The following is an 11679-nucleotide window of genomic DNA, read 5'->3' as shown; positions in this document are numbered from 1 at the left end:
GCAGCTTTCGGTTTGCGTGGCATACATGCTCCTTTTCGCACATGTTATGCCTTGAACACGAAATTTATGACAGGCTCGCTGGTCGCGTGGCACGCCCAACACAACCATTTCCGTGTCGCCTGCCGAACATGCCCCCGCGGCCTTCGCGGACCCTATCATCGCTCAAGCGTTCGTTCGTTACCATAACCGCGTCGCGAAGCTGAGGCTGGTCGCCACATGTCCGAATCACTCGGTTGCGGCTGGCCGACGGCACCCGACGATTCAGCGGCCTATTCCAATTTAGAGGCTGGCTTCGCATTCGCCGCCGGCTCTAGCAGCATTCACGTAATTGGCCATCAAGCGAATGCCGGGTATTTTCCTACACGAGATTGATGCACTCGACTCGTTCAGTGCCACGTTTCCCGATTCCTCCAAGAAACGTCCTCGTCGGTTCGGCGCGAACTTTGCTTCTTAGCGGAATAGAGCGACGAAACTTCGTGGTCCAGTAGCTTCGCAGAGTGTCGTCCGTCCCGGTCTTGCTATCGAGGGCTACTTTATGGAAACGATAAGCATCGACCAACTGCGTCCTACTCAACTCACTCACGGCCTGCGCGAAATCCGCCAAAAGATAACGGGCTACCAGAAACTCAAGGGTCACGCCCTGGAGATGGCCATTGCGGAAAAGCCAGTCCCGATTGTGTACGGCCCGGGGGAGCTGCCGTATGCCATCGACCACCATCATGTCGCTACGGCCCTTTGGCGCACGAACATAAAGCGTGTCCCCGTCGTTCTTGTCAAAGACCTCTCGACGCTCTCGGCGGCCGAGTTCTGGCTCACGCTGGAGAACAGCCGCTGGGCTTACCCTTACGACGCCCGGGGCCAGCGGGCGCCGTTCTCCGACATGAGAGAACACATTTGGGACCTTGAAGACGACGAATTCAGGAGCTTGTCCGCATCCGTTCGCGACGCTGGAGGATACGAGAAGACAGCCGTCCCCCTAGAGGAGTTCAGGTGGGCAGACTTCTTTCGGCGCTCCCTGCCACTACCGCATAGCGATGCTGATTTCGATGCGCTCATCGAAAGGGCCCTGCAGCTCGCAAAGAGCAAAGCCGCGTTGGGCCTTCCAGGCTATCTCGGGCCGACTGACTGAGCGGACGGCCTTCAAGATTGCATCTATCCGCCAATTCTTGACCCGGCGCTTTGGACTGGAGGAACGGCATGAGTCTGATGCTCACCATATTCGGCGAGGGCCGAGACCTCAACTCCCTTCAAATGACCGCTCGAGCCGTCGCAGTCTTTTTCGGTGCGCTTGTGCTCATTCGCATCGCGGGCCGCCGCTCATTCGGACAGCGCTCGCCGTTCGACTATGTCGTCGCGATACTGCTTGTGCTACCCTAAGCCGCGTCATCGTTGGCGCTTCGCCCGCGATACCGACGGTCGTCGCTTCTCTTGCTATCGTTCTGATACATCGCGTTCTTGCTTGGGCATGCGTTCGTGCTCCGAAGCTTGAGAAACTCATTGTCGGTGCAGAGAGGCAGGTCTTCAAAGACGGCGTGTTCGACGATAAGCAAATGTCGGCCGCGCTTATCACGAAGACAGATGTATTCGAGACAGCAAGACAACAACTACACACTACCGACCTCAACGACATCTACGCCGCGATTCTTGAGCGGAACGGCCAAGTAAGCCTTATCCGCAAGCCGAACGACGCGAAACCCGACTAATCGGCCCCAGTTGGAGTTGCCAGCAGCAAACGACGGTCGATGCGTCAAGCGCTGAGACGGCGCGACCAGCATGAGACGACCGGATTGCGTCGGCTGGTCGCAATATGCGCGCGGTCTAACGCGCCGAACTACCCATCAAGTTTTGAAGGTCCGCCGGAGAGAAGGGCTTCAAGAGAATGGGCACACCAAGGTGCTTCCCTCTTTCCAGTTCACCAGCGTAGCCGGTCATCAATGCAAGCGGCTGAGACGGCCACTGTTGCTTCACGAGTTCAGCGAGGTCGAGTCCACTGTGCCTGCCCGGCATTTGTACGTCAGACAGAATCATGTCGTACTCGTGGCCTTGACGAAGCTGTGCGAGCGCATCGTCGCCATTGTTTGCGCGATGCACCTCGAATCCAAGAAGCTGTAAAACCGCAGCTAGGCCCGCGGCGACCTCTTCGTTGTCTTCAACCAAGAGCACGCTTTGCCACGAGTTCGAGTCGTGGAAGCCGAGCCTTGGCTCGTCCGTAGACCCGAGCGCAATCTCGGGCGCTTCAGCTACAGGAAGATACAGCAAGACATCAGTCCCCGAGCCAAGCTCGCTCCTTATGCGAGCAGTACCGCCAGCCTGCTCGCACATCGAGAGAACTTGAGCCAATCCGAGGCCCGTCCCGGAACCAGCCTCTTTGGTCGAAAACAGCGTGTCGAATGCCCGCTGAGCAACCGAATCGCTCATACCAACGCCATTGTCCGAGCAGGTGACAACTACGTATTCGCCCCTATCCACCGTCCGGTCATCAGTCACGGACACATTGCGGCAACGCACGACAAAGCTTCCACCTTCCGGCATTGCATCTCTTGCATTCACCGCGATGTTGATGAGCGATGCCTGGAGCTCTGCTCGGTCTACTACAATAGGCCTCAGGTCGTCGGGAACTTCGAGGGAGGTCGACACGACCGGCCCAGCTGCTGCCTTGACTAAAGTCATAGCTCCCGGAAGCCATTGGCGCAATTCAACTCGCTCTTTCTTCAGTGGGTTCTTGCGCGCGACGCTCAACAGCTTGCGCGACAGTTCCGAAGCTGTGCCTGCCGCATGCTCCACCGCCTGCACTTCTGCTTGGACCCCTGAATATCCTTTCCGGCGCGCCAACTCCATGTTGGAAAAGACGACCATCAAAAGATTATTGAAATCATGGGCGACGCTGGCCACCAGGTTTCCCAATGCGCCCACGCGACGCAATTGCCGACTCGTCGCCTCTGCGTCGACGCGCAGAGCCGCCTCGCTCTTCCAACTTTCCCATACACTCTGCTCCAGCTTCAGCCGGTAAATCGAAAAGCCGATAAGCAACCAAATCCCGACGCACGGCACGAGCGCAAGCAGCGCGACCAGCAGGTCATGCTTCCACCAATCAGCAAGCACGGACGAGACATCGAAGCTGACTGTCACGTAGAGCGGATAGTCTGTAAGCCTCCGAAATGCTACGGTCTTATCCCTTCCGTCAATGGCCGACGTCGTTCTCACATGACCCTGTTGCAGGTTCTCACGGAAAATGGAAACGAAGGGATTGTCCTCCGGGATAACGATGCCGTCGCCCGCGGTCGGGTACCGAACGAGGAGATTGGCGTCCGAACGGTACAGTCCCACGGTAAGGTCCGGGTTATTGCCGACCAGTTGGCGATAGAAGTCGCGGAAGTATGCACGTCGGAGGGCAACGGCGACCACGCCGAGGAATTTACCGTTACTGCCTGTCCTACTCGTCGCCGTATTGAACACGTCTGTTTGCGCCACCGCGCCGAGCATTGGCAGAGAGAAATACGTCGCCTGCGGGTGGTCTCGGGCGGCCTGGAAATCAGCACGCTGCCGAATTGATATGTCGGGGACTGGGTACCATCGGCTACTTGCAACCAAGTCGCCGTCCGCGGAAAACACCGATATAGCTGCGATTTGAGGTAGTCTCCCGGCCATCGCATCCAGACGAGCGTGCAAGATAGCCTGCTGCTCGCGAGTCTGGGCCTCATCAAGGTCGCCCAGAATCTCAGCAATCCGTGAAGTCATCTCGCGGTTGAGGTCTAACACCTTGACGGCATTTTCTTCGGCGACCCTTGCGAGCCGGTTAACCGCGTCCAGCGAATCCGCTTGGCGGCGTTGATAGTCGAAGTATGCATAGAGCCCGATGCAGACCATCGGTATCACGACAGACGCCAATAGAACGGCAACCAAGACTCGTCGGGTCGTCGCGAAATCTCGCGCTGGTGGCAAAGTACCGGCGACCTCCTCGTCAACGAGTGGCGCGGTGACATCTCCCCTGGAGTGTTGCATTGAATGACCGGTTAGCGGCTGGCCAAGCCGGATTGTGCATGTCTGGGGACGCTCGACCCGTTTCAGGCCTCTGCGCGCCAGCCGTGTTCGCGTTTGCTGCGGAGAGTTTAATACAGTTCAAGCGCGAGTCGTCGCGTTCGTTCGCCCAGTCGCCGCTTGCAGCGGACACTGCATTAGGGACTGTGACTGTTCTCTAGTCGACGTTGCCCGTTGCCGACGGGTGCGATGTATGTTGCAGTTTCCGAACGAAGGCGTGGGCGTCCGCATACCGTGCGTACCGGTCATGCCGAACTGCTCGAGGAAAAGACCGCAATGCTCGACACTGCCTCACAACACTTGACCGTCGGCGACTTGGAGCAGCTGCCGGCCCAATCGCGCGAATGCGTCACGGCCCGCACATCAAGGAAGCCGAGCAGGCCACCCGTACTTCTAAACGCTCGCATTGATATAGCACACGTAACGCCGCCAGGCGGAATGTGCTTTGCTGCGAACTGAGGACACCATGACTAGCTAATTGAATGCAATCTCTCCTTCTCGTCGAAGATAATCCGCGCGGCCTGGACCTGGCGCTCCTTGCGTTTGAGTCGTACGCGGCGTCCATAGCTGTCGCGACTGCTCGCGACGGCGAGGAAGCTCTGGATTTCTTGAATCGACGAGGAAAGTGGACAGGCCGAGTCGGCGACACGTCCCTCGTCCTTATGGACCTGAGATTGCCCGAACTCACCGGGCTTGATGTCTTGCGGGAAATTCGTCATACGCCTTCCATCGCTTCCGTACCGGTGGTCGCCCTGACCTCCTCGAGGGAGCCGAAAGACCTCAGTCGGTGCTACGAGTCCGGCATCAACGCATTTCTCGTCAAGCCAACGGGGTTTGCGGCCTTTTCGCAGATGATTTCGGTTGTTGCCTCTGTTTGGCTGGGATTGAACAGGCGACCGTCATATGTGAGGGTCGCCTAATGCCCGCGTGCTCCGACCCTGTATGTTCAGACGTCAAGTGGGTCTTGACGTCCCGTTATACGGTCAGGCGAGGACGACCAATACGGGTCGCGATTGTAAAACTGGTGCAGCGACGTTCCCCAGTTAGAATCCGCCATTGCCGGCCAGTGGTCTTTGTCGAAGCCCGGCTCACTCTTGATGCGCTCCGCCGTCGAGTCGAGTCTGAACACCTTCTGGTCCGTATCCAAGGTAAGCGCATTCCAAGGAATGGCACGAAGCGTATCGCCGATGCCGAGGAAGCCACCGCTTGCGAGCACCGCATACGCAATACGTCCACTTCGCACGTCGAGCATCACATGTTTAATCTTGCCGACGTCTTCGCCATCCGAGGTGATTACTGTGGTGTCTTCCAATGTCGATGCTGCCATAACGTCAGGCCCCGGACCTTCGCCTACGCCGCTACCCACGATGTTCGCGCCGCTTTGCGGACTACTTGAACCAGTTAAGTCACTCGTCGCCATGATGCCCTCCTTTCCGCCTGCGAGCTATCTCGATGCCGGGCCTGTCTTGGACGACCTCCCGGCGCCTTGCCGCGCGCAGGCAGGCAGCGACAAGGCTCACCCGTTGGGCGCGCAACGGACGTGCCACAGCGGTGCGGTTGCTACCGCCTCAAGCGCCGAGAGCGGCATTGGCGGGCAAGTTCGAGACGAATTCCGACCTGCGTTGAAAGACAGTGAAAAAGCGTCTTAATATGTCTACTCCTGCTCGCGTTATGAATAGCCGTTGCCAACGGCAGAGAGAGATGCCATGCGACCAGAATGCTATGACGTTGACGCGAGGCTAGCGCAGAGCCTCCTCGCGTCATTAACGAAGTGCGACAAGGCCGTGTGCCGGCAGCGCACGCGGGTGGAGCAGTTAACCGCTGTGGGGAGATGCGACCCTGTACATCTGCAGACGCTCGCAGAGATGGAGTTCACCTACGCACTGCTCTACGGCTTGTGGAGACGAGCCTCATTACCACCGGCCTTGCGGGGCGCCCAGCAATGCGCGAGCGAATCTTCCAGGGTCGGAGGTCCCGCCTACTCAAGCTCTTACCTCGCCGAGTCGCCAGCGAATCCGCTATTCGGTCGACCTTCTGGTCAGCCGACGTAATCTGCCAGCCTCGCGCGCAGCACTGACGCCGCATACGCCCTGACTGCGACAGCTCGAGTCGATTGAAAAGGCCGAAACCTGGAACAATTCCTCGACGACTCAAAGTCGAAATTTATGCATGGGTTCCGCCGCTTCTTGTCATTTCGCCACGCCGTCTCCGGGGAAAGGCAACCGAGCTAGAAACGGGAGGTGGGCCATGGCGGTTCTCGGGACCAGGTGCGCAGCGTAAAATACCGGAACATTGCTGCGGAAAGAAGATGAGCTAGTCCGTGTCGGACAGCGTCTTGGACGGACAGTTAGCCGAATGGCCGGACTCATTGACGACGTCATGGACTTCGCCCGAGGTCGCCTGGGCGGCGGCCTTGCCGTAAACGTCGAAACCGTGGCGGATTTAGGGCCGTCTTTACACGCAGTGATTGACGAACTCTGCGACGCCAATCCGTCGTGCATAGTTGAGCGCGACATCGAAGTAATGGAGGCAGTAGACTGCGACCGCGCGCGTATGCAGCAGTTGCTATCAAATCTCCTCGCTAATGCGCTGAGCCACGGCTCTAAGGGTGCTCCCGTCGCCGTCACCGCGAGGCTTGCAGACGGCCGACTTGTGCTCTCAGTGCGTAACAGCGGCAAGCCAATTCCAGGCGACATCTTGACAAGAATATTTGAGCCCTATTATCACCCGGCGAGCAGTGTGCCCGGCGGGGGCTCGGGCTCGGCCTTTACATCTGCAAGCAGATTGTGGACGCCCATGGTGGTAGTCTCGCCGTCACGTTAACCGAGGCCGAGGGAACCATCTTCACAGCGAGCATCGCGCAACGGCAGTAGAACGCCAGTGCAGAGCATGGCATGACGGTTGCGCCCATGTGGATAAACGACCACCCGCTCATCATGACTCGCGTACTACTTGTTGACGACGATATTCGCCCTTTACATGCGCTCGGCGCTGTATTCGAAGTTCACGGCTTTGAGGTCCTCTCATCAGAAGACGGTTTGGATGCGTTCGTGAAGGCGCTCAAAACCCTACCCAACCTCGTCGTCACCGATTGGGAAATGCCAAAACTCGATGGCATCAGCCTCTGCCGACGTCTGAGAAAACTTCGCCGATTCGCGCGTGTCCCGCTCGTATTGACCTCCGGTAAAACGCCTCCCACGGTCGAGGGCATTTGCGATTTGTTTCTCCGGAAGCCGGTGAACTTTTCTGAGCTTGAGGCACTCATCGCAAGCTTCAAAGCGACGGCGTGACCTTCGCCGAGCATGGCCCGCGGACGCAGGGGTGGCCTGGCAGCATGTTGCCGCTACGGCTCGGACAGCGGGTCGCTTGTGGCAATCAGTGGGAGTGAGGACAGTATGCCGCGGCGTCTTTTTCGCTCTGCGACAGCAGACAAAAATCGGTTCGTTCTGTTGTATATCGGTATTGCCGCCGCACTACTATGCGCGGCTGGCTTCTTTATCTATGAAGCCACGATTATCCGCGCGGAACAGGCCCGCGATGACACTTCCGTCGCGGTACTAGAGGTCGGGAATCGCGTGCTGCACGATTTATAAAATCTCGAGACGGGCCAGCGTGGCTACTTGCTTATGGCCGACGACCAATATCTGCAGCCGTATAAACTTGCCACGCGTGACCTCGACGACATGGTGCTACGACTCCATCAGCTTGTTGCAAACGACCCTCAGTCCGCGCTGTTAGTTAGGCGCATCGAACACGCAAAGAATCTGAAAGTGATGGAGGTCTCGCGCACGCTGGAACTCGCCCGCAGCGGCGACCGCGAGGGTTCGCTTGAGCTTATGCGCACTGGTGAAGGCAAGCGGTACATGGATGCGCTGCGTGAAGACCTCGGCGTTCTACTCGGCAACTGGCGTCAGGTGCGGCGTGCTGCTGTTCAAGATGTCGACCGACGCGTCATCTTGGGAGCCGGGGCTCTTGCGTTCATAGCAGTCCTGGTTTGCTGCTTACTCATCTACACACTCTTCATTCAGCGACGCGCGTTTGCCCGTGTGCATGCCTACACCGCCCTGTTAAACCGGCAAGCATCGAAGGACGTCTTAACTGGGCTACCGAATCGGCGGCATCTGCTCGCTGCACTCGAGGCGCTCACCGTGGACGCTGACACGGATACGCGCCGAGTTGCAATGCTGTACCTGGACATCGATGGATTCAAGGCGGTGAACCACACGCTTGGTCACAAAGCCGGCGACGCCATCCTCAGGGCCCTTGCGCGTGCGCTCCGAGAAGCGACGCGGCCTCAGGATGTGCTCACCAGAATCGGCGGCGACGAATTTGTTCTCCTTTCCGTGGACTACATCGACGACGCCCAATTGCGCGAATTGGCCGCGCGCCTCGGCGAGAGCGTACGCATGGTCGGCAAGCACGAGTTTAGCGGTCGTTTTCCACTCGGCGTCAGCATCGGCATTGCGACGTATCCAGACACCGTGGAATCAATCGACGGACTGCTCGATGCGGCCGACGCCGCAATGTACGAGGCAAAGAGAGCCGGTCGGTCTTCGTACGCCTTCGCGAATACCGAAGGGCAGCAGAAGGTCTTGCGTCTGCACCGTTGACGAGGCTGCGCGTTCAACGCATCCGGGCCGGCGGCAAAACAAACGCCCACCGCATTGCGAGGAGAAACAAGGCGCATGCTTCGCATCCAAGGCAATCACGACCACGCTAGAAACCAGACCGCTTACATGGCCTCACGTGAGTAGAGTCCTTCCATGAGGCCAAGCAGGTACGTTGGCGAAATGGCTTTTTGACAGTAGGCGTCGAACAGCGTGACGTCACCGCTCGACCGAACGAAGTCCTGGTCATTCGCGGTGTAGGCGATGATGGCAAAGTCATCTCGTGAAAGGCGCCGAAGCGCGCGGGCCGTAAAGAACCCGTCGTGCTCAGGCATCATGATGTCGAGCAGGATAATGTCGGGCGCCCAGCTCTCGACGACTTGCAGCGCGCTAAAGCATCCGTTCGCCGTCCTCACCGAAGCCCCCTCGAGTTGTAAATAAGCCGCGATAGCGTTTGCCGCATCTTTGTAATCGTCAACGACCAGTACTCGTGGCTTTCGCCGTCCTATAAAGACATCTCGCGACGTCCAGCGTTGACACTTGCTCGCGGCATACATCAAACGAGGAAGTAAAAAAGGTGTGATTGCTGGTCCCCGGTTTCTGCCGCATTGTGCGCGGTGATAGTGACTCTCATGATGGGCGGGCGTGCACTTTGGTACACTCCAGCATCGCGCGGACCCGACTACCTGGTGAAACTACGCCCTGCAATGCGTCGGCGTTCAAACCATCGCCTGCGTTTCACGAAATGATAAAGTTGCTGCGGGATTGTGATAGGTCGCCATGCAAGGTTTCACGGTTCTCGTCCGCCGGAAGAAGCCGGATGTCGGCATCCGGCCTCAACTTCCGCGCCAGTTCAAGTGCCGCGCTCTGGTCGCTGACCAGCGTCACGGAAGCGGGACCGGAGATACCGGGAATCTCAACCTGCCAGCCACCTCCCTCTGCCGGACGGACGATAATCTCGGCGTCGTCGGCGCCTTCATTCGTCAACATCTTGTCCAAACCCCTTCATCTGCGGAATGTTAAACACATTTATATTTTCGCAGGTCCGGCGGAAAAGTCACGGCGCGTGTAAGAGAAACTCGCAGTAACAGCTACTTAAAACAGTCGGACCGCTAGAATCGATGGAGGTAAATTGGTCGCGCGAACCTCGCAGCACTCCCGTCTGCGCGTGTTCAGTGGATAGTCAACGTTCTCCTGGCGGCGGTTTATCTGTTTGCGAGAACCGAAATGGCTGTGATGTGTGCCGCGGAGCCTAGTATTCATTGGCCGCCTTTTTGCTCTCGCCCCAATTAGCGAACGCTCTTCCGGAGCGGTCTGCTCCCTGAGCCGTTCGGTTCGCTCCTGCATTGGTGCGCGAAGTTCGCGCGACTGCTCGCCTTGTGAGTCCCGTCAAAGCTCAGGATTCGACAGGTCTGCGTTAATGATTTCATTTCCGCGTCGAACGGCAGCTTCCTTCGCCGCGTCCTTGGTGTTGAACGGCCCGAGCTCCTCTGCACCCGCGAAGGGATAGAGCAACCGCGCGTCGGTCAAGCGAACAACCTTCAGCGTGCCGATAAATCTTCCACTTAGCGGGCGGTAAGAAGCATAAACGGCGTAGTCAGCTTCCGACATCCCAGCCTTCGCAGCCACGAAGCGCTGAGCGGGAAACAACACATGCTTCGGCCGTCGCCGTGAAAACGTTGCCATGCTAGACCCCGCGCTTTTTGGAAGAGCTGCTCGAAACTAGCAATCGCTATACCTCTTTCTGAGCGCCATCTGGAGCTCCACTTATCGTGACCGATGGCAAGAACGACGGCGCACGCGCTAACCCGCGATTCATGCAACCTTCGAAATCGGCGGCGGCCTCCGACCTCGTGCCGCAGTGTTCCCGGCGCGGCGCCGGCAACCAGTCCCGGTCTGCCCAGCGCCCGGCGATTCTGCCAACGAGCTGAAATCGCGTGTCGTTATCGCCCAATCACTTCATCAGGTCCGTGGATGAAATGTGGCCTCCGGCGGTACCAATAATGGCGTCGCGCCGACGGCATATCGGACCACCTCGGAGGGAGAATGAGAACACCGACGCGTGTGTTCGTCCACCTTGCGAGCTTGCTCTAGGGCGAACAGGCTCTGCTGCAAGCAGTACAAGACGATATTCGACTCGGCCGGACGACCTCCGCAATCGACTTGTCGAGCAAGGCGCTGACACTGCTCCTGAATCATCCGCTTACAGTCTTGTATATAAAGTTCCAACCCGCCCTGCGCGGCCACTGCCGGTTGTCGAGGCAGAGACGTGCCACAACTTGTTGCCGCCTTTCTCACGTAGAACCGCATCAACGCCCGCAGCTTCAGGAACGATTCAAGACAATCACGAAGGTTGCTCAACACCCTGACTGAAATCCCGTATTCTTCCGTCCCAGCGTGAGTTGGCAACGCGGAATCTACGAGCGCGATGTTTCGTCGGCAAGTGCGAATGTGCTGGTTCAATCGTGCAAGTCTCGCTAGCTCGTCGGTGCGCGTCATGGTAACTGTCCGCAACTCCATCAATCAGTTGAGCCGCGGGCCCGGACAACAGGCTTAACCTTGCTCACGGACTGATGCCGCGAGGCGAAGCCTCAATCGTCCGTTTCGTCTTCGTCGTCGTCCCGCTCGACGAATTCCAGGTCGTTCTCGACAATCTCGATGCGGATTTCTTCAGTGTCATCTTCGAAGTCAATTTGGTTGGGCGGTGCGACAACAACCCTGAAGTCAAAGCCCAATGCGCTGGCGTGCGCGACGTAGTCGCCCTCGTCGTCCTCCCGCATTACGTCGTCGTCGAGCATCGAACGGCGTTCTGGGTGAAAGTCCTTACCTGTGAGGACGAGCTCTTCGTCCTCGCCAGTCGCGGTTTCGACGACCAACAGTTGAAGCGTTCCGGATGGCTCGAGCATGGCGTCTCCCAGTATTTGACGTCTCCGACCGTCACGGCGCGCCGGAGTTTCCGGCGCCGGTTGTGCGTCGGTGCCGAAGCGGCCGCGCGCTGGGTACGGGAGCGCAAGACATCAGGCTCATCCCGCGC

10 protein-coding genes and 3 pseudogenes are annotated in these 11679 nt (G+C 58.3%); 7 read left to right on the top strand and 6 right to left on the bottom strand.

Going from position 1 to position 11679, the window contains the following annotated elements; translation table 11 throughout:
- Positions 1–535: 535 nt before the first annotated feature.
- The gene (locus AWB74_RS35265; protein ID WP_061151251.1) at positions 536–1129 is read left to right on the top strand and encodes a ParB-like protein; all 594 of its coding nucleotides are present in this window, start codon (positions 536–538) and stop codon (positions 1127–1129) included.
- Positions 1130–1197: 68 nt separating this feature from the next.
- Positions 1198–1703, top strand: a pseudogene (locus AWB74_RS35260) (DUF421 domain-containing protein).
- Positions 1704–1818: 115 nt separating this feature from the next.
- Here the strand turns inward: AWB74_RS35260 and AWB74_RS35255 are convergent.
- Positions 1819–3867, bottom strand: coding sequence for a hybrid sensor histidine kinase/response regulator (locus AWB74_RS35255; RefSeq protein WP_235024800.1), 2049 nt, complete (start codon positions 3865–3867; stop codon positions 1819–1821).
- Positions 3868–4520: 653 nt separating this feature from the next.
- Between AWB74_RS35255 and AWB74_RS48710 the strand changes: the two genes are divergently transcribed.
- The gene (locus AWB74_RS48710) at positions 4521–4958 is read left to right on the top strand and encodes a response regulator (RefSeq protein ID WP_061151249.1); all 438 of its coding nucleotides are present in this window, start codon (positions 4521–4523) and stop codon (positions 4956–4958) included.
- 26 nt (positions 4959–4984) lie between these two features.
- Here AWB74_RS48710 and AWB74_RS35245 read toward each other — a convergent pair whose 3' ends face one another.
- Positions 4985–5458 (bottom strand): PRC-barrel domain-containing protein, encoded by a 474-nt coding sequence (locus tag AWB74_RS35245; protein ID WP_061151248.1) that lies wholly within the window; start codon positions 5456–5458, stop codon positions 4985–4987.
- A 935-nt stretch (positions 5459–6393) separates the two neighbouring features.
- Between AWB74_RS35245 and AWB74_RS35240 the strand changes: the two are divergent.
- The 4 genes and pseudogenes from AWB74_RS35240 (at position 6394) to AWB74_RS35225 (ending at position 8648) form a co-directional block, all read left to right on the top strand.
- Positions 6394–6911, top strand: a pseudogene (locus AWB74_RS35240) (sensor histidine kinase).
- A 21-nt stretch (positions 6912–6932) separates the two neighbouring features.
- The gene (locus AWB74_RS35230) at positions 6933–7328 is read left to right on the top strand and encodes a response regulator (RefSeq protein ID WP_087039372.1); all 396 of its coding nucleotides are present in this window, start codon (positions 6933–6935) and stop codon (positions 7326–7328) included.
- 318 nt (positions 7329–7646) lie between these two features.
- Positions 7647–7922: pseudogene (locus AWB74_RS48275) on the top strand (CHASE3 domain-containing protein); the annotation flags it as partial.
- Entirely contained in the window at positions 7902–8648 is a 747-nt protein-coding gene (locus tag AWB74_RS35225; protein WP_268811228.1) for a GGDEF domain-containing protein, read from the top strand. The pseudogene AWB74_RS48275 and the gene AWB74_RS35225, both read left to right, overlap by 21 nt.
- Positions 8649–8770: 122 nt before the next feature.
- Here AWB74_RS35225 and AWB74_RS35220 read toward each other — a convergent pair whose 3' ends face one another.
- The 4 genes from AWB74_RS35220 to AWB74_RS35205 all read right to left on the bottom strand — a co-directional run bounded on the left by AWB74_RS35220 (position 8771) and on the right by AWB74_RS35205 (position 11551).
- The gene (locus AWB74_RS35220) at positions 8771–9202 is read right to left on the bottom strand and encodes a response regulator (RefSeq protein WP_087039371.1); all 432 of its coding nucleotides are present in this window, start codon (positions 9200–9202) and stop codon (positions 8771–8773) included.
- 181 nt (positions 9203–9383) lie between these two features.
- Positions 9384–9644, bottom strand: a complete 261-nt coding sequence (locus tag AWB74_RS35215; RefSeq protein WP_061151246.1) for a DUF2188 domain-containing protein — start codon at positions 9642–9644, stop codon at positions 9384–9386.
- A gap of 390 nt (positions 9645–10034) precedes the next feature.
- Positions 10035–10331, bottom strand: coding sequence for a DUF6723 family protein (locus AWB74_RS35210; RefSeq protein ID WP_061151245.1), 297 nt, complete (start codon positions 10329–10331; stop codon positions 10035–10037).
- Between the two features lie 905 nt (positions 10332–11236).
- The gene (locus tag AWB74_RS35205; protein ID WP_061151244.1) at positions 11237–11551 is read right to left on the bottom strand and encodes a hypothetical protein; all 315 of its coding nucleotides are present in this window, start codon (positions 11549–11551) and stop codon (positions 11237–11239) included.
- Between the last annotated feature and the right edge of the window lie 128 nt (positions 11552–11679).

Source organism: Caballeronia arvi, assembly GCF_001544695.2.
GTDB lineage: Bacteria > Pseudomonadota > Gammaproteobacteria > Burkholderiales > Burkholderiaceae > Caballeronia > Caballeronia arvi.
This window is presented reverse-complemented; position numbering and strand designations above follow the sequence as displayed.